General features: G+C 69.6%; 13 protein-coding genes. 7 read left to right on the top strand and 6 right to left on the bottom strand.

Features of this window, described 5'->3' with window-relative positions; translation table 11 throughout:
- Positions 1 to 49 precede the first annotated feature (49 nt).
- The 3 genes from ligA to ACFYRH_RS23435 all read left to right on the top strand — a co-directional run bounded on the left by ligA (position 50) and on the right by ACFYRH_RS23435 (position 5935).
- Positions 50 to 2047 carry an NAD-dependent DNA ligase LigA gene (ligA, locus tag ACFYRH_RS23445; protein ID WP_387778952.1) on the top strand — a complete coding sequence of 666 codons (1998 nt, stop codon included), beginning with the start codon at positions 50 to 52 and terminating at the stop codon, positions 2045 to 2047.
- A gap of 70 nt (positions 2048 to 2117) precedes the next feature.
- Positions 2118 to 3725, top strand: coding sequence for a DHA2 family efflux MFS transporter permease subunit (locus tag ACFYRH_RS23440; RefSeq protein WP_387778949.1), 1608 nt, complete (start codon positions 2118 to 2120; stop codon positions 3723 to 3725).
- A gap of 92 nt (positions 3726 to 3817) precedes the next feature.
- Complete coding sequence (locus ACFYRH_RS23435; protein WP_387778946.1) at positions 3818 to 5935, top strand: hypothetical protein; 2118 nt, start codon at positions 3818 to 3820, stop codon at positions 5933 to 5935.
- A 24-nt stretch (positions 5936 to 5959) separates the two neighbouring features.
- Here the strand turns inward: ACFYRH_RS23435 and ACFYRH_RS23430 are convergent, their stop codons facing one another.
- Positions 5960 to 8092, bottom strand: a complete 2133-nt coding sequence (locus ACFYRH_RS23430; protein ID WP_387778943.1) for a transglycosylase domain-containing protein — start codon at positions 8090 to 8092, stop codon at positions 5960 to 5962.
- A 90-nt stretch (positions 8093 to 8182) separates the two neighbouring features.
- Here ACFYRH_RS23430 and ACFYRH_RS23425 point away from each other — a divergent pair, with 90 nt between their 5' ends.
- Together ACFYRH_RS23425 and ACFYRH_RS23420 are read left to right on the top strand one after the other, a co-directional pair.
- Complete coding sequence (locus ACFYRH_RS23425; protein WP_387778941.1) at positions 8183 to 8824, top strand: GntR family transcriptional regulator; 642 nt, start codon at positions 8183 to 8185, stop codon at positions 8822 to 8824.
- Positions 8821 to 10056, top strand: a complete 1236-nt coding sequence (locus tag ACFYRH_RS23420; RefSeq protein ID WP_387778938.1) for an MFS transporter — start codon at positions 8821 to 8823, stop codon at positions 10054 to 10056. Before ACFYRH_RS23425 ends, ACFYRH_RS23420 begins: the two co-directional genes overlap by 4 nt.
- On the opposite strand, the gene ACFYRH_RS23415 is transcribed toward ACFYRH_RS23420, so the two are convergent.
- From ACFYRH_RS23415 to ACFYRH_RS23405, 3 genes are all read right to left on the bottom strand, one after another.
- Complete coding sequence (locus ACFYRH_RS23415) at positions 10037 to 11827, bottom strand: hypothetical protein (RefSeq protein WP_387778935.1); 1791 nt, start codon at positions 11825 to 11827, stop codon at positions 10037 to 10039. The two genes, ACFYRH_RS23420 and ACFYRH_RS23415, sit on opposite strands and share 20 nt — an antisense overlap.
- Before the next feature lie 65 nt (positions 11828 to 11892).
- Positions 11893 to 13920 carry an MMPL family transporter gene (locus tag ACFYRH_RS23410; RefSeq protein ID WP_387778933.1) on the bottom strand — a complete coding sequence of 676 codons (2028 nt, stop codon included), beginning with the start codon at positions 13918 to 13920 and terminating at the stop codon, positions 11893 to 11895.
- A gap of 79 nt (positions 13921 to 13999) precedes the next feature.
- Positions 14000 to 14470 (bottom strand): MarR family winged helix-turn-helix transcriptional regulator, encoded by a 471-nt coding sequence (locus ACFYRH_RS23405; RefSeq protein WP_387778930.1) that lies wholly within the window; start codon positions 14468 to 14470, stop codon positions 14000 to 14002.
- A gap of 126 nt (positions 14471 to 14596) precedes the next feature.
- On the opposite strand from ACFYRH_RS23405, the gene ACFYRH_RS23400 reads away from it, so the two are divergent.
- The gene (locus tag ACFYRH_RS23400; protein WP_387778927.1) at positions 14597 to 15418 is read left to right on the top strand and encodes a MarR family transcriptional regulator; all 822 of its coding nucleotides are present in this window, start codon (positions 14597 to 14599) and stop codon (positions 15416 to 15418) included.
- Here ACFYRH_RS23400 and ACFYRH_RS23395 read toward each other — a convergent pair.
- Positions 15412 to 16353 (bottom strand): alpha/beta hydrolase, encoded by a 942-nt coding sequence (locus tag ACFYRH_RS23395; RefSeq protein WP_387778924.1) that lies wholly within the window; start codon positions 16351 to 16353, stop codon positions 15412 to 15414. The two genes, ACFYRH_RS23400 and ACFYRH_RS23395, sit on opposite strands and share 7 nt — an antisense overlap.
- A gap of 100 nt (positions 16354 to 16453) precedes the next feature.
- Between ACFYRH_RS23395 and ACFYRH_RS23390 the strand changes: the two genes are divergently transcribed.
- Positions 16454 to 17281 carry a helix-turn-helix transcriptional regulator gene (locus ACFYRH_RS23390; protein WP_387778921.1) on the top strand — a complete coding sequence of 276 codons (828 nt, stop codon included), beginning with the start codon at positions 16454 to 16456 and terminating at the stop codon, positions 17279 to 17281.
- A 20-nt stretch (positions 17282 to 17301) separates the two neighbouring features.
- Here the strand turns inward: ACFYRH_RS23390 and ACFYRH_RS23385 are convergent, their stop codons facing one another.
- Positions 17302 to 17880, bottom strand: coding sequence for a helix-turn-helix domain-containing protein (locus ACFYRH_RS23385; RefSeq protein WP_387778918.1), 579 nt, complete (start codon positions 17878 to 17880; stop codon positions 17302 to 17304).
- Between the last annotated feature and the right edge of the window lie 96 nt (positions 17881 to 17976).

Genomic DNA, 17976 nt, shown 5'->3' with positions numbered 1-17976 from the left:
CCCGTGTCCGGAGCACCGTTGTCGGCGCCGACCGGTAGGGTCCGGAACCGTGGACGTTGGGGAGCGGATTCAGGACCTTGCCGATCGGATCGTCGTACTGCGGGACGCGTACTACCGCGGCTCGCCGGTGGTGGCCGACGCGGAGTACGACGCGGTCGAGGACGAACTGCGGGCGCTGATCGAGGCCAACCCGGAGCTGGCGCCGGACCCGAACCCGCTGGACCAGGTCGGAGCGCCGGCGGTGCTGCACGCGCCGGTGCGGCACTCGCGGCCGATGCTGTCGCTGGAGAAGGCGACGCGCCCGGAGCAGGTCGAGGCGTTCTTCGGCCGCTTCCCGGGCCAGTCGGTCGTGGTGATGCCGAAGCTGGACGGCCTGTCGCTGGCGCTCGTCTACGAGAACGGGCAGCTCGCCCGCGCGGTCACCCGAGGTGACGGTACGACGGGTGACGACGTGACGCCGCTCGTCCGGGCCCTCGCCGACGGGGTCCCGGAGCGCCTCGGCGTACCGGATCGGATCGAGGTCCGCGGTGAGGCGGTGATGTTGCGCTCCACGTTCGCCGCGTACAACGCCGCGCATCCCGACAAGCCGCTGATCAACCCGCGGAACGCCGCCGCGGGCACGCTGCGCGCCAAGGACCCGGCGACGGTCGCCGAGCGACGCCTGCAGTTCCTGGCGTTCGACCTGCTGAGCGACCGGGACGCCACCGACGCCGACCTCGAGCGCGCGCTGCAGGAGATGGGCTTCACGGCCGCCGACATGCGGCACTGCTCCGACGCCGCCGCGGCGCAGGCGGTGATCACCTCGATCGAGCAGCAGCGCAACGAGCTCGACTACGACCTGGACGGTGCCGTCCTGCGGCTGGCCGATCGGGACGCGTTCGCGGCCGCCGGCACCCGGTCGAGCTCGCCCCGCGGCGCGCTGGCGTTCAAGTTCGCCGCCGAGGAGAAGACCACGGTGCTGGCCGACGTGGTCTGGGACGTCGGCAAGACCGGCAAGATCGCACCCGTCGCCTGGCTGGAGCCGGTCTTCGTCGGCGGTACGACGGTCACCCGCGCGACGCTCGCCAACCAGGAGGTGATCCGGGCCCGCGACATCAAGATCGGGGACACGGTCCTGGTCCGCCGCGCGGGCGACGTGATCCCGTTCGTGGCCGGCGTACTCGACGCCTCCAAGCGCACCGGCGCGGAACAGGACATCGTGCCGCCGAGCGTGTGCCCGTCCTGCCGGCAGCCGCTGACCGAGCAGGGCAACAGCCGCGAACTGTTCTGCACGAACGTCTCCTGCCCGGCGCAGACGGTCCGTCGGCTGATCCACTGGGCGTCGCGCGCGGCCGCCGATATCGATGCGATCGGCGGGGTCTGGATCGAGCGCCTCGCCGAGGCGGGGATCCTCGAGAACCCCTCGGACTTCTACCGGTTGACGGCCGAACGGCTGCTCGAGTTCGACCGGATCGGCGAGATCTCGGCGGCCCGGATGATCGAGTCGATCGACGCCAGCCGCCAGGTCGGACTGCGGCGCGCGCTGATCGGACTGGCCGTCCCGATGGCTTCCGAAGGCACCGCGGCCAGGCTGTGCCGGGCCGGTTTCGGGTCCCTGGAAGCGGTCGTGGACGCGGGCGTCGACGGGCTCGTCGCGGTGGAGGACATCGGCCCGAAGGTCGCGGCCTCACTGATCGAGCACCTCACCCGGCTACGCCCCGAACTCGAACGACTCCGCTCGGCAGGCGTCTCGCTCGACGTCCGCGAGGAGGACCTCCCGCCGGTGGTCGCGGCCGGCGCGCCACTGGCCGGCAAGACGGTCGTCGTCACCGGCGCCATCAGCGACCCACGCTCGGGCGAGAAGGTCGCCCGCCCGGCCTTCCAACGCCTGTGTGAGAAGGCCGGGGCCACCATCGCGTCGTCGGTCTCGGCGAGCACCGACCTGTTGATCACCGGTGCGGACGTCGGTGCCGCGAAACTCACGAAGGCGGAGAAGCTCGGCGTCACGGTCGTCGACCAGTCGGAGATCTGGCAGCAACTCGAAGCGGCCGATCTCCTCCAGAATTGACGCCGCCTTTTGCCGGAATCCGCGAGTAGTCTCGGGTCAGACGTGAATCGTGCCCGAGGGGGGAACGACCGTGACCCAGCCCGCTACTCATTCCGACCAGCCCGACTACCCGGACAACATCGACGCCGCGGTCCTGAAGATCGCCGGCGTCGTCGTGCTGGGCGCCGTGATGTCGATCCTGGACATCACGGTGGTCAACGTCGCGCTGCCGACCTTCCAGATCGAGTTCGGCACCCCGGAGAACCCGGTCTCGTACGCGCATGTCGCCTGGACCGTCACGGCGTACACGCTCGCGCTCGCGACCGTGATCCCGCTGACCGGCTGGGCAGCCGACCGGTTCGGGACGAAGCGGCTGTACATGATGGCGATCTTCCTGTTCACCGCCGGCTCGGCGCTCTGCGCGACCGCGTCGACGATCAACATGCTGATCGCCTTCCGGGTCCTGCAGGGGCTCGGCGGCGGCATGCTGATGCCGCTCGGGATGACGATCATGACCCGCGCCGCGGGGCCGCACCGGATGGGCCGGCTGATGGCCATCCTCGGCGTCCCGATGCTGCTCGGCCCGATCCTCGGCCCGATCCTGGGCGGCTGGCTGATCCAGGTCGCGAGCTGGCACTGGATCTTCCTGATCAACGTCCCGCTCGGCGTGATCGCGCTGGTGTACGCCTACTTCGCACTGGCCAAGGACACGCCGCACCGGTCCGAGTCGCTGGACATCCTCGGTGTCGCGCTGATGTCCCCCGGCCTGGCGCTGTTCCTGTTCGGCGTCTCCTCGCTGCCCGCCGAGAACGGTGACTTCGGCGCGCCCCGGGTGTGGGTCTCGATGCTGGTCGGCGTCCTGCTGATGGCGGCGTTCGTCTGGCACTCGTTCCGCCCGGAGCATCCACTGCTGGACCTCAGGCTGTTCCGCAACCGCAACCTGACAATCTCGATCGTCACCATGTTCCTGTTCGCCGCGGCCTTCTTCGGCGGCCTGCTCCTGGTGCCGACGTACTTCCAGGAGATCCGCGGCGAGTCCACGCTGCACGCCGGTCTGCTGGTCGCTCCGCAGGGGCTCGGTGCGATGGTGACGATGCCGATCGCCGGCCGGCTGGTCGACAAGGTGCCGGTGGGCCGGATCGTGCCGTTCGGGATCGTGCTGATCATCATCGGGATGTTCGGGCTGACCCAGCTCACCGCGACCACGCCGTACCCGTTGATCATCACGATGCTGGTGGTGATGGGCTTCGGGATGGGCGGCACGATGATGCCGCTGTTCACCTCGGCACTGCGGACGCTCAGGGGGCCACAGGTCGCCCGGGGGTCGACGCTGCTCAACATCAGTCAGCAGATCGCCTCGTCCTGTGGTGTCGCGACGATGTCGGTCATCCTCACCAACCAGCTCAACAACTCGCCGATCATTCCCGGCACCGAGCACCTCCCCGGCCTCAACGGCGGGCTGCACGAGACCCAGGCGGCGATTCTGGCGAACACCCACCCGGAGAGCATCGCCCCGCTGCACATCGACCCGGCCGCCCTGCTCCGCGGTCTCGTCGACGCGGCCGCTGCGTTCGCACACACCTATTGGGTCGCGTGGGCGCTGGTCGTCCTCACCCTGATCCCGGCCTTGATGCTGCCCCGCAAACGGGAGGTTGTCGTGCCCGCCGACACCAAGGCACCGGGTGCCGTCGTGGAGTGAGCGGGAAATCGCTGTCCAGAACCTGACGTCATGCTGGCGCCGGCGTGCCGGACCCGACAGGGTTGACGGCAGTCGACGAACGGGAAGAGCGCATGACGAACAGCACCGACAAGCACGGCGAGGCGACCGGCTTCCAGGAGCAGGCGCCGTACGACGCATCGATCGACCTCCGCACCGACTTCGTGATGGTGTACGGGCTGAACCCGAGCACGCCGGAGCGCATCGCCCGCTGGCGCGAGGCGGGGTACCGGGTGCACCTGATGACCGGCATCTCGTGGGGCACCTATCAGGACTACCTGGACGGCCGGTTCGACGGATCCGGCCACTGGGCCGACGCGCAGACCGCGGGCGACGGCGCACCGATCCTGCACGGCAAGAGCCCGGACATCCCGTACATGGTGCCGACCTTCGGCTTCACCGAGTACCTCGTGCAGAAGCTCCGTCCGATCATCGAGCTCGGCGTGGAGGGCATCCACCTCGAGGAGCCCGAGTTCTGGGCCCGCGCCGGGTACTCGGAGTCGTTCAAACGCGAATGGCAGGCGTTCTTCGGTGAGCCGTGGCAGCCCCCGCACAGCACCGCCGAGGCACACTTCCGCTCCGGCCAGCTCAAGCAGCACCTGCTCTCGCGCAGCCTGGACCGCGTTACCTCCGTACTGCGGGACGAAGCCCTCCAACAGGGTCGGCAGGTACGGTTCTACGTCCCCACGCACAGCCTCCTGAACTACACGCAGTGGCAGATCATCAGCCCCGAGTCGCGGCTGCGGACCCTGCCCTCGATCGACGGCGCGATCGCGCAGGTGTGGACCGGCACGTCCCGGACGCCGAACGTGTACGCCGGGAAGGTCGCCGAGCGCACGTTCGAGACGGCGTACCTGGAGTACGGCATCGCGCAGGACCTCACCCGCGGCACCGACCGCCGGATGTGGTTCCTGCACGACCCGATCGAGGACCACCCGGACCGCACCTGGGAGGACTACCTGGCCAACTACCAGCGCACCCTGATCGCCTCGCTGCTGCACCCGGGCGTCTCGCGGTACGAGGTGGCGCCGTGGCCGCACCGAATCTTCAACCGCCCGTACCTGCGCGAGGGGTCGACCGAACGGCAGCTCATCCCGCAGGACACCGCCACCAGCTACCTGATCGCGATGAACAGCCTCCGGGACCTGGACCAGCCCGACGTGCGCTGGGCGAACGAAGGCCCGCGGATCGGCGTCGCGCTCTCGGACACCGCGATGTTCCAGCGCTGGGCGCCGGGTGGCGAGAGCGGGCATTACGACGGTCTCCAGGACGCGCTGGCGCTGGAGGGCCGCGAGCAGCTGCACTTCTCCGACTTCTACGGTCTCGCGCTGCCGCCACTGTGCGACGGGCAGGAGGTCTGTCCCGTGCAACTCGAGAACCTCGTCGACACGCCGGACGCGCTGGACGACGTCGACGTACTCGTCCTGAGCTACGAGTTCCAGAAGCCGTTGGCGCCCGGCATCCATTACGCGCTCGCCGGGTGGGTCAGCCGCGGCGGCAGCCTGCTGTACGTCGGCGACGGAGCCGACCCGTACCACGAGATCCGCTCCTGGTGGACGGGTCGGTACGAAACGTGCGCCGACCACTTGGCCGAGGCGCTGGGCGTGGACCGCAAGCGGGACGGCGTACAGCCCGTCGGTGCGGGCCGGGTCAGGTTCCTGCCGTCCCGGCCGGCCGAGTTCAGTGAGTCGCCGGAACGCGCCGCCGAGCTGGTCGCGGCGATCCGCGAGCTGGCCGAGGCCGGCGGGCAGACCTGGGAGTCAACCAACTGGTTGTCGGTGCAACGCGGCCCGTATCTCGTCGGATCGGTGCTGGAGGAGGCCGGCGGCACGCATGTTGTCGAGGGCAAGTACCTCGACCTCCTGGACCCGCAGCTCGGTATCGTCCGGCAGCGGGAGCTCGGACCGGGACAACTGACCTGGCTGCGCGACCTGACCTACGACGACGAGCCTTTGCTGGCGTCCGCCGGCCGCGTCGTCGACTGGCAGCACGACGGGACCAGCATCCGCTTCAGCTGCGAGGCCCCGAGCGGCGTGCAGGTCACCACCGCACTCCGTGTCCCGTCCGAGCCGGCCGCCGTCATCGCCGACGGCACCGAACTCACAGACCTTCGCCACGACCCCGAGACCGGCGTCCTGTGGCTGCGCCACCCCGGCGTACCTGCCGGAACCGCCGTCGAGATCAAACTCTGACTCCGCGACGAACGGCCCGGCCGACTAACCGCCCGGGCCGTTCGTCGGGCCGCTCGTCGGCGTGTTGGTCGGCGTGCTGCCGGCGCCGTTGGTCGAAGAGCTGGACAGGCTGCCGAGAACCTTGTCGGGTGGGGCGGTGAACCGTTCGAGCGGCAGGCCGTGCAGGGCGCCGCGCATCGTGGTCTCCCAGATCGGACCCGCCGTACCCGAGCCGGTGGGGTCGACGATGTCCTGACCGTCGAGCCGGTGGCCGAACATCAGGTTCGTGTACGGCGGTGTCGCGTCGGCGACGACCGCTGCGGCGGCGAGGTTCGGGGTGTAGCCGGAGAACCAGACGGCCAGGTTCTGGTTGATCGTGCCGGTCTTCCCGGCCAGGTCCCAGCGGCCGAACTTCAGGTTCCCGCCGGTCCCACCGGGCCGCATGACGGCGCTCAGGACCCGGTTGACACCGTCGGCGACCCACGGCTCGAGAACCTGCTTGCAGGACTGGGCCGGAGTGTCGACCGACCGGCCGCCCAGATCGGTGATCGCGGTGACGAGGAGCGGCTCGCAGTACATTCCGCGGGCGGCGAAGGTCGCGTACGCGTTCGACAGCATCAGCGGCGTCACGTACCCGACGCCCAGCGTCATCGACACCACCTGGTCGAGCGGCCCCATCGTCTGCGCGTTGTACATCCCGAGCCGGGACGCGACCTTGGCGATCGCGCACAGACCGGTCTTCCGGGACAGCTGCAGGAAGTAGGTGTTCACCGAGTAGCGGGCCGCGTCCACCATCGTGAAGTCACCGCTGCGGGTGGAGTTCTTCGGCTGGTAGTTCATGTCCCGCGTCCACCCGTGGCAGGTCCGGTACCGGACGCCGCTGAGGTCGATCTGCGCGGGCGCGTTGATCCGGTAGTCGATCGGGATGCCCTGCTGGATCGCGGCCGCGATCGTGAACGCCTTCATCGTCGAGCCGTTCTGGAACCCGCCGTACCCACCGGCGTACGACTTCTCGACGTTGTAGTTGTACGCCGTCTCGTGCCGGCCGTTGCCGTACGGCGCGCTCTGCACCATCGCCTTCACCAGCCCGGTCCCCGGCTCGACCACCGTGACCGCAGCGATCGTGTTGTCGCTGACCTTGGTGTGCTTGTCGATCGAAGCCTGCGCGGCGGCCTGGATCCGCGGGTCGAGTGAGGTCCAGACCGTCAGGCCGCCGGTCTTCACGTAGCGGTCGCGGTCCTGCGTGGTCGCACCGAGCGCGGGATTCCGCAGCAGCTTGGAGACGACGTACTCGCAGTAGAAGGGGTACGCCGAGTTCGCGCAGCCGTTGAGAATCGGGCGTACCCGCGACGGATCGATCACGGGCGTGCGCAGCGCGGAGTTCGCCTGGGCTACCGAGATCACGCCGAGCTGGAGCATCCGGTCCAGCACCGTGTCCCGGCGCTCGACGGCCCGTTCGGGGTTGGTGATCGGGTCGTAGCCGCTCGGGTTCTTCACGATGCCGGCCAGCATCGCGGACTGCGCGAGGGTGAGGTCGGCGGCGTTCACCCCGAAGTAGTGCTGGGCGGCCGCCTGGACGCCGTAGGTGCCGTCACCGAAGTTGGCCAGGTTCAGGTACTTCGCGAGGATCTGGTCCTTGGAGTACGTCTGCTCGATCGCGATCGCGTAGCGCAGCTCGGTCAGCTTGCGCTGGTACGTCGGCGCGACCGCCGCCTGCTGCTCGGCCCGGGTGCGGGCGTTCTCCAGCAGCGTCAGCTTCACGTACTGCTGGGTGATGTCCGAGCCGCCCTGCATCGTCCCGTCGGCGTGGTTGCGGATCAACGCCCGGACCGTGCCCTGCAGGTCGAGCGCGCCGTGCTGGTAGAACCGTGAGTCCTCGATCGCGATCGTCGCCTGCCGCATGCTCGGCGCGATCTGCGAGAAGTCGACCGGCACACGATTCTCGTCGTACAGATACGCGATCAGGCTCCCGTCCGCGGCCAGGACCCTGGTCCGGACCTCCGGCGGCTGCGCGCCCAACTCCTGCGGCACCCGGTGCAGCGTGTCCACGACCTGCTGACTGCCGACCCCGACCATCCCGGCCAGCGGGATCACCAGTCCAGCCGTCAGCGCACCGGCGAGCGCGCTGACGCCGAAGAACCGCGTCAGCAGCCGTACCCGCTGCCCCGCCGCACGCACCCGTCCAGGCTAGGTCGCTTCGGCGTCCGAGGCACGCGGCTCTCAGCGTCCTCACATCCTCTTGCATGCAAGGTTGTATGCTTGGCGTTCGTGACCGAGCTTCCCGCTGCCGAGCGCGCGTACCTGTCCCTGAAGGACGGCATCCTCACCGGCACCGTCCGCGGTGGCGACTTGCTGAGCGAGGTCGAGGTCGGCGCCCCGCTCGGAATCAGCCGGACGCCCGTCCACGAGGCGTTCCTGAGGCTGCAGGCCGAGGGACTGCTGCGACTCGTGCCCCGGCGCGGCGCGGTCGTGGTCCCGGTCGAGCCCGGCGAGGCCACCGATGTCCTGGAGGTACGGCGAGCCCTCGAGACCGCCGCCGTACGCCGGCTCGCGGCAACCGGCAACGGGGATCTGCGGGCCACGCTGGTCCGATTGCTCGCGACCCAGCAGGAGCTCGCGGACGCGGGCGACGTCCAGGGCTTCGTGGTGGCCGACGAGCAGTTCCACAGCGCGATCGTCGCGGCCAGTGGCAACGCGCTCTCGCTGCGGTTCTACTCGACGCTGACGGATCGGCAGCGCCGGATGGCGCTGAGTTCGATCGGCGCCCGCACCGAGCACCTGACCACCTTGGTCGCCGAGCATCGTCGACTGGCCGAGTTCATCGAGCGGGGTGATCCGGACGGCTTCGACACGTCGTTGACGGCTCACCTCACTGCGACCCACGCGGCGTTCCTGGGTGGCGCCAGGTGACTTCTGACGTCCGGGTGCGGGCCATCCCGGCGGCTCGCACATCGGAACGCGCCTGGTGGCCGGTCGGCCTCGCGATGCTCGTGATCGGGTGGGGCGGTAACCAATTCACGCCACTGCTCATCGTCTATCGCCGGCACGGCGGGTTCTCCCAGCTCGACGTCGACGTCTTCCTCGGCGCGTATGTCGTAGGTCTCGTGCCCGGCCTGCTCATCGCCTCGGGTCTGTCCGATCACTTCGGCCGCCGCCCGCTGATGCTCGTGGGACTCGCGTCCTCCTTCGTCGGCAGCGCCCTGCTCGCGTTGGGCGACATCGCCGGCTACCCCGCATTGTTCGCCGGTCGCGCACTGTCCGGCATCGCCGTCGGCATCGCGATGGCCGTCGGAACCGCCTGGGTGACCGAACTGTCGGCGTACGCGGCCCCGGGAGCAGGCGCACGTCGATCCGCGATCCTGCTCACCACCGGCTTCGCCGCCGGGCCGGCGTCGGCGGGCCTGCTCGCCGAATGGACCTCCCCCGCCCTCGTCTGGCCGTACGTCGTGCACCTCGCGCTCTGCCTGCCCGCGCTCTGGCTCGTGCTCACCTCATCGGTCGAGACACGACACGAGTCCGGCAAGGACGTCCGGCTGCTCGACCGGCTCCGGGTGCCCGGTGTCGCGCACCGCCGGTTCCTGCACGTCGTACTGCCGATGGCGCCGTGGATCTTCGGCTCGGCCGGCGTTGCGTACGCGATCGTCCCGCAGGTCGTCGACGCCTCCTTGGGCAGGTGGGCGTTGCTCTTCACGTCCGGCCTGACCGTCGCCACGCTCGCCACGGGCGTGCTCGTCCAGCCGATCGCTCGCCGGCTCGACGACCGTTCCACCGCTCGCGCTGTCGTGGTCTCGATGGCGTTGATGACTGTCGGGATGGCGTTGGCGGCCCTGACCGCGGTGGTCGCCCGGCCCTGGCTCGCCGTACCGGTCGCGCTGGTCCTCGGAGCGGCGTACGGGATCGCGGTCGTCTCAGGTCTGCTCGAGGTCCAGCGGATGGCGCGGCCCGGCGAGCTCAGCGGCCTGACCGGCGTCTACTACGCCCTCGCGTACGTCGGGTTCTTGCTCCCGGCAGCTCTCGCGTTCCTCGGCCATTGGTTCGGCTTACCGACCATGCTGGCGATCGTCGCCCTCACCTGCTTGGCTTGCACGCTCGCCAGCTCGTCGGGCTGGTCCCGGCACCTGGTCAGCGGCGGGAGCGAGTGAGGGCCGGGTTGATCATGCCAGGGATGGTCTTGCCGGTGGTTTCCTTGCCGACGATGTTCGTGACCGCGGTGCCTGCGGTGAACGGGATCGCAACCGGAGTGCCGTACGTGCGGGCACCGCGGTTGTCTCGGACGGTGATGTGCGAGACACGACGGCTGCCCGCGGCCAGGAGGTAGGAGGCACGGTTCGGCGCGCGCCAGAGCGTCGCGGCGACAAGGTTCTGGGAGAACCGGCTGCAGGCACTGGTGTTCACGGCCGCCGACACGGGAAGTGCCGCGCCGGTTGGAGGCTCGAGCCGAACGCTGGCCTGCCCGCCGCCGGTCCACGTGTCCAGTCGTAAGCAGGTCCATCGAGCCGAGCCCCCGGTCGGCAGCGTCTGTTCCGCGAAGGTCCAGCTGTTGATGAGCCGGGCCGAACTGTTGCGCCAGGCATCCAAACCGCACGCGTGCAAGGCCCAGGAGCTGCGGGCGTCGGTGCTCAGCACCTCGCGCGGCGGGCGCGCCGCCTCGGCGGTCGGCGCCGGCATGTACGTGAGGTGCGTCGGCACGAAGGCGTCCAGGTCCGCCAGCACGAACGCATGCTTCTCGGCCACCGCCGGCGAACTGCGCAACTCGAGCACGAACCGGCTCCGGCAGCCGGCGCCGCCCGCGGGAACCGGAGCGGTCAGCCCGTTCGTCACCGCGAGCGGACGCGAAACCGCATCCCGTACGGCGAGATCGCGCACCGCCGAGCCGGCGATCCACGGCGCGACAAGATACCGCCGACCCTGCGGACCTCGACTCACGACGAGCGCCGCCGACGTCATCAGATCGGCCGAGTCGACCCGGTCCAGGCGCAGACTCCCTCGGCCACCGGCCTCGGTATACCGGCCGACCCGCTGACCGTCGTACACCACGACGACGAGCGATCCGTCGACGTTGCCGGCGTACAGCAACGAAGGCGGGTTCGTCGGCGGCACCGTCGAAGTACCTTGGGCCGCGTCGATCTGCGCCTGGTTCTGCCAGGCGCGCCACATCCGTGCCTGCAATCCCTTGTCCTGCAGGAGTTCGCCGCGGGCCGGCCAGGCGCTGAAGTCGAGTTTGGAGGTACGGCGCCACTCGTCGGCGGCGGCCGCTGCGGTGAATGCGGCCTGACGTGACGAACCGTGCGGGTCCGCTACGCCGATGCTCGCCGCCTGCTGCTGCTTCTCGGAGTCGTCGGTCAGCTGCCAGATCAGTCCGGCCGTGAGCAGACCGAGCACCGCGAGCACGGCCGGGATCGCCAGCAGAGCGAACTGCCGTCGCGTCCGCCGATTCCACTCCGGCGCCAGTTTCACCGCGCACGGGTCGAAGATCTGATCGGCCGGAACCGCGATCTGCCGAGCCGCCGCGAGCACGTTCTCCGGCGCGGCGATCCCGGCATCACGCAGTACGCCGGTCAATGCACCGTCCTCAAGTCCTGACCTGTGCAGCAGCGCCCACGCGGCTCGCACCTCAGGCGCGGACCGGTACAGCTCGACCTCGCTCTGCAACGGCTGCAGCGAATCGGTGACCGGGAAGAACCGCAGTCCTCGAATCCCCATCCAGCGCGGCACGGTGCGCGCCACCAGCGCCGCGCGGATCGCGGCACTGAAGAGCGCTACCGGCGCAGCGCCGTCGAGCCGTTGGACGATGGCGTGCGCCAGGAGCACTCGTCGGTGCCGGCCAAGTCTGACGGGGGTTACCAGGAAGACAACGTTCACCAGCGCGTCGTACGACTGGGCAACCATCGTTCCGGCTTGACCGCGACGCATGTTTCAACTTCCTGTCAGGCCCCGTACTGCTCAGACCGAACTACAACGAGGAGTCACGGACCGCGTTACGCAGCCGATCGAGCGGCCCGTCCGGGCCACCAGAAACGGTCTCCCAGCAGGAAAGCCAAGGCAGGTACGACGACGGTCCGCACGAGCAACGTGTCGAGCAGTACGCCGACGCACACGATCACACCCACTTGCGTCAACGTGATCAACGGAAGTACACCGAGCACCGCGAACACGGCCGCGAGCAACAGCCCGGCGCTCGTGATGACGCCTCCGGTGACACGCAACGCGGTCAGCATCCCGTCGCGGGTCCCGGCCGTGGCCGCCTCCTCGCGGGCCCGCGTGGTCAGGAAGATGTTGTAGTCGACGCCCAGCGCGACCAGGAACAGGAAGGACAGCAGGAACACCGAGCCGTCCAGCGCGGGGAACCCCAACAAATGGTCGAACAACAGCCAACTCGCACCGAAGCTCGCGAAGAACGACGCGATCACCGTCAACAGCAACAACACCGGCGCGAGCACGGACCGCAGTACGGCGACCAGCACCGCACCGACCAGCAGCAGGATCAACGGGATGATCAGCAACCGATCGCGCTGATCGGCCTTGTCCACATCGAGGGTCTCGGCCGGACCGCCACCCACCAGCACCGACCCGCCGTCGACGACATCCAGCGCACTCCGCAGCCCGCGGACGGAGTCGAACGACTTCGCACTCCCCGGCTCGGACGACAGGACGACGTTGTACGACACGATGTCGTCGCTCTTCCGGTCCGGGTTCACCTGGGCGACGCCGTCGACCGAACGCGCGACGCGCGCGATCTCGTCGGCAGCCGCGGCCGGCCCGACGATCACGACCGGATCGGTGCTGCCCGCCGGGAACGCCTGTGCCAGGACCTTCGCGCCCTTGACCGCTTCCGGCTCGACGCGGAACTGCTCGTTCTGCGCCAGCCCGGTGCGCGCCCCGAGTCCCCCGATGGCGAGTCCGGACAGCACGATCAGCGACGCGACCAGAACCAGGGCGGGGCGCTTGAGGACCGCCGTACCGAGACGTCCCCAGAGCTTTCCTTCGGACGCGCGGTCGCCGACGCGCGGCACGAACGGCCAGAAGATCCGGCGCCCGAACAACGCCAGTGCGGACGGCAGCACCACCAGACCGGAGATCATCGCGAACGCGATCCCGATGATGCAGGACACCGCGATGCCCTGCAGGGTTTCCGTGCTCGCGAGCAACAGCAGGGCAAGCGCGCCGATGACCGTTCCACCGCTGGCGAGGATCGGTTCCGCGACCCGGCGTACGGCGGTCTGGAGTGCGACCAGCGCGTCGTCGTTGCGCCGGAGTTGCTCGCGGTACCGGGCGATCAGCAGCAACGCGTAGTCGGTCGCCGCGCCGAAGACGAGAACGCTGGCGATGCCGGACACCTGTCCGCCGCCGGGGAGACCGAGCCTCGCGAGCACCTGCTCGGACAGACCGGTGGTGGTCTGTTCGGTGAGGCCGACGACGACCAGCGGCACGAGCACGAGGCCCGGACTGCGGTAGGTGATCAGCAGGAGGATCGCGACCACGATCGCCGTCACCATGATCAGGTTGGTGTCCGCGCCGTCGAAGACCCGGACCAGATCCGTCGTGAACGCGGCCGGACCGGTCACCGCGGCCTGCACTCCGGACGGCAGGTCCTCGAGATCGCCGCGAAGCTTGTCGACCTGCTTGCTGGTCTGATCGTCGTCGCCCGCCGGGAGCGTCAGGATCGCCAGCGCGACGGTCCGTTCCTCCGACACCTGAACCGGTACCCGGACGCCGAGCGCCGTGGCCCGCTCCCGGATCCCGGCCTGTTGGGCCGCGTCGAGCGCCGCACCGTCGGCTCGGTTGAAGACGATCAACGCCGAGGTCTCGTCAGCGGCGCCGGGCAGCTTGTCACGCAGGCGCTCCACCTGCGCGGACTCGACCGAGGACGACAGTCCGGTCGCCGAACGCGGCGTCGCGGCCTCCGGCTTCGGGGTCAGCAGGGCGACCGCCGCCACCGCCAGCCCGAGCAGGACGAAGATCACCGCGACGAGGCGGGAGGACGGCAGAGCTTTGGCTCGGAACACAAGAATCTCCAGAATCTAGTATCTCGATCATCAAGATATTAGACCGCGGGAAATCCCTCTGACACACCGGGTCCGAAGGTCAGGCCTCGTCGGCCAGATCGGTGCGGTACCGCTGGAAGGCCTCCAGGGTCGCCGCGAGATAGCGCTCGACAACCGCGAGCTCCGCGTCGCTGAACTGCCGCGTGACGTTGTCGTGCAACTCCCCCAGCGGGCCGAAGAACCGCCCGGCCAGCTCGAGACCGGAGTCGCCGTAGTGCAGGATCACCCGGCGCCGATCGGTGGTGTCGCGCTCCCGCCGTACGTGACCGGCGCGCTCGAGCCGGTCGATCAGGCTGGTCACCGTGCCGGTCGAGAGGCCCAGGTCGGCGGCCAGTTCACCGGCCGTCAGCGGATGACCGGAGCGGCCGGCCACCAGGATCCGGGTCAGCGCCTCGACATCGGTCGAGTGCACGCCGTTGCGCTGGCCGAACGCGTGACCGATCCGCTGGCCCTCGGCGACCAGCGCCTGCGTCAGCCGGGTCAGCTCATCGCGACGACCGGTTTCGCCCACCGCGACGACACCTCCGAACAACTCGACAACCGAGATAAATTACCATGTCGAAACGCGCCGTCCCCGTTCGTAGCGAGGGTGAGAGACCGGCACCGGACCGGTCGGGTCACCGCTAGGAGCACTCGGATGGACACCATCGCGCGCCACCTCTGCCGGCAACTGCTGGAGCCGATCCACCTGGTCGCCTACATGTCCGAGGAGCCGACGGAGGAAATCAACGCGCTCGGCTTCGAGGGCTACTGGCCGGGGTACTTCGCCGCGCGGTCGGCGCCGCTGGGCAAGGCACCGGCGGAGGTCGTCGACGCGCTGTTCTACAACTTCGCCCCCGGCGAGGTCGCCGCCTGCATCCCGAGCGTCTGGGACGTCACCACGCCCGAAGCGGTGCTCGCCGCCCGCGAGCGGGGCGCCGTCAAGGCCCTCCGCCGCATCCTCGGTGACCTGGCCGACTCCCCCGAACTCGCCCGTGCCGCCGACGTCGCCACCAAGGTCGCTGTCAACGCGCCGGCAGCGGGCCGGCTCCTGTACGCCGGTCTGCGCTCGATCCCGGTTCCGGACGAGCCGGTCGCCCGGATCTGGCACGCGGCGACGCTGCTCCGCGAACACCGCGGCGACGGCCACACGATCGCGCTCGTCGCCGCAGGTGTCGACGGGCAGGAAGCTCACGTGTTCCAGTCGATCGACTGGGGCATGAAGCCGCGCGACTACGGACGACTCGGCCCGCTCACGGACGACCAGCTGGCCACCGTCGTGAACGGCCTGCGCGCCCGCGGCCTGGTCGACGACTCCGACCGTTTCACCCCCGCCGGTCGCGCCCTCAAGAACCAGATCGAATCCCTCACGGACACCCTCGCCGCGCCGGCCTACGCAATCCTGACCCCCCACGAGGTCGACCAGCTCACCGCCGACCTCACCCCCATCGCAACCCGGCTCGAGGAGAACGGCTACTGAGCCGCCGCAAGGTGCGTGGTGAAGAAGTCGGTCAGCTTCGATACGGCGGGAGTGACGTACTCCGGCTTGTCGTACAGGTCGACGTGGGTTGCACCGTCGACCCAGAAGAGTTCCTTGGTGCCGACGGCTCGTTGGAAGGCTTCGACGCTCATCCAGGAGGTGACGGCGGCCGAGCCGGCGATCAGGAGGAGGGGGCGCGGGGCGATCAGGTCGACTGCCCGGAAGGCGTCGAACGTGACGATGCGGTCGATGCTCGACCACGTCAGCGTCTTCGCGGAGCGCGGGTGCATGCCGCGCGGTGTGCAGTAGTACTCCCAGCCTTCGAAGACGTGCTGACCACCTTGCCGGGCGACGTCCTCGGTCGCCGGGAACAGGTCGAAGGACTGGCCGTCGCCGTCCCGGGCTTCCGCCGTACGGGCTGCCGCGGAGGCGTCGAGCATGGACTGGAGTACGGCGGGATCCTGCGTCCCGTCGGCGCCCATCCGGAACTGGCGGGCGATGTCCGCGGCACTCACGGTCGCCACCGCCTTGACCCTGTGATCGGTACCGGCCGCGGCCAAGCTGTAGCCGCCGGACGCGCAGATGCCGAGAACTCCGATCCGGTCCGCATCAACCTCGGACCGGGTCGTCAGGAACGACACCGCCGCCTTCAGGTCCTCGATCCGCTGTCCAGGATCCTCCAGCCCGCGCGGCTCGCCCTCGCTCGCTCCCTGGTACGCCGCGTCGAAGGCGAGGGTGACGAAACCCTGCTCGGCGAGCAGGCGGGCGTACAAACCCGCGGTCTGCTCCTTCACTCCAGTGCCGGGATGGCCGACGACGACCGCCGGCGCGGGTCCGTCGACCCGGGGTGTGTAGAGGTGCCCGGCGAGCTTCAGGCCGGCGCTGACGAAGCTCACATCGATGGGCTGGATGGCGTTCTGCTGTTGTTCGGTCATGTCTCCACAGTCGGCGCGCGCCGAACCCGGTTCCAGGGAGGGTTTTGCCTGGGCAACCCAGTACCAGGCACGGCTCCCGTCCCTGGGAGACACTGGAGCCATGAACGAACTCGGCGAGTTCCTCCGCTCGCGGCGCGCCGCCCTCGAACCGCAGCAGGTGGGACTGCCGGACGACGGACGTCTCCGCCGGGTGCCGGGACTCCGCCGTGAGGAGCTCGCTCAGCTCGCGCACGTCAGCATCGACTACATCGTCCGTCTCGAGCAGGGCCGCACCCGTCGCGTGTCGCGTCCGGTCCTGGACGCACTCGCCGACGCGCTGCAGCTCGCCGAAGACGAGCGTGCCTATCTCTTCACGGTCGCTGACGTCGCCCCCACCCAACGCATCACCCGCCCGGCGGTGGCTCCGCAGCTCCGGCAGTTGCTCGACACCATGCACGACGTCCCCGCGATGGTGCTCAGCCGCACCACGGACGTCCTCGCCTGGAACCGCGGCGCCACGGCGCTCCTCACCGACTTCGAGGCCCTGCCGTCCGCGCACCGGAACCTGATCCGGCTCACGTTCCTCGACCCGGCGTTCCGTTCGCTGTACGCCGACTGGACGCGCTCGGCCCGCGAGTGCGTCGCCGTACTGCGGATGGAGGCCGGCCGCACACCCGGCGACCCGGCGCTGAACTCGTTGATCGGTGAGCTCAGCGTCCACGACGCCGACTTCCGGGTCTGGTGGGCGACCCATCAAGTTCGTGGCCCTCGGCAACTGGCCAAGACGTACCTGCACCCGGTCGCCGGCGAGCTCACCCTCGACGTGCAGCAGTTCACCGTCGACACCCACCCCGAGCAGTTCCTGGTCGCGTACACGGCGGCCCCGGACTCCCCGTCGTACGACGCACTGCGCTTCCTGCTCCAGATGGCCGAGTCCACACCGCGATGAACTCCGCGGCCGGACGGCGGTCAACCAACGCTGTCGGCAGGCGTACGGGCGATCGCCGGGTATGACGCCGTGCGCCGGCTCGTGATGCGGGCGGCGAGCTCGTGCCGGTACACCGGACGTGCCACGTCGGTGGTGTGGGTGAGCGTGCCGTCGCGCAGCATCTGGTGGACCTCGTCGACGCCGACGCCGAGGCTGTGCGCGGCGACCGACAACGGGAGCCAGCCCTGCCGCAACCGCGCCAGCACCACCACGTCCTCGTGCCGCAGCGGGAACTCCTTGCCGTAGGCATGCAACAGGCCCGCGGTGATCAACCGCCGGACCCCGGTCTGTCCGAGGCCGAGCTCGGCGCCTGCCTCCGCGACGGACATCCACTGGTCCAGGCCGACCTGGACGACGTCCGAGAGCAGCAGCCGGCGATGCGTGCGCGACCGGGCCGGCAACCGCCCCGCGCGCACCAGTCCGACCACCCGCTTCGGCGACACCCCGAGCAGCACCGCCGCCTGAGCGGTCGTCAGCAGTGGGTCGTCCACCATGATCGGCTCGCCGAGCAACTCGGCCAGCCGTGCGCGATACTCCTGTCCCAACGCGTCTTCTGTCACCGCAGCCCCTCCCCAGTTCGCTGCCGCACGCGAGCGGTTGACGGACAACACGCTCTGTAGCCATTGACGCATGATCAGATCTACACGGTCGAGGAT

The organism is Kribbella sp. NPDC004875 (assembly GCF_042873375.1).
GTDB lineage: Bacteria > Actinomycetota > Actinomycetes > Propionibacteriales > Kribbellaceae > Kribbella.
This window is presented reverse-complemented; position numbering and strand designations above follow the sequence as displayed.

What these genes read in the sequence shown, in the direction of transcription:
- ACFYRH_RS23435 (WP_387778946.1), top strand. Translation starts at nt 3,818, where the DNA reads ATGACGAACAGCACCGACAAGCACGGCGAGGCGACCGGCTTCCAGGAG.
- ACFYRH_RS23395 (WP_387778924.1), bottom strand. Translation starts at nt 16,353, where the DNA reads ATGACCGAACAACAGCAGAACGCCATCCAGCCCATCGATGTGAGCTTC.
- ACFYRH_RS23390 (WP_387778921.1), top strand. Translation starts at nt 16,454, where the DNA reads ATGAACGAACTCGGCGAGTTCCTCCGCTCGCGGCGCGCCGCCCTCGAA.
- ACFYRH_RS23415 (WP_387778935.1), bottom strand. Translation starts at nt 11,827, where the DNA reads ATGCGTCGCGGTCAAGCCGGAACGATGGTTGCCCAGTCGTACGACGCG.
- ACFYRH_RS23400 (WP_387778927.1), top strand. Translation starts at nt 14,597, where the DNA reads ATGGACACCATCGCGCGCCACCTCTGCCGGCAACTGCTGGAGCCGATC.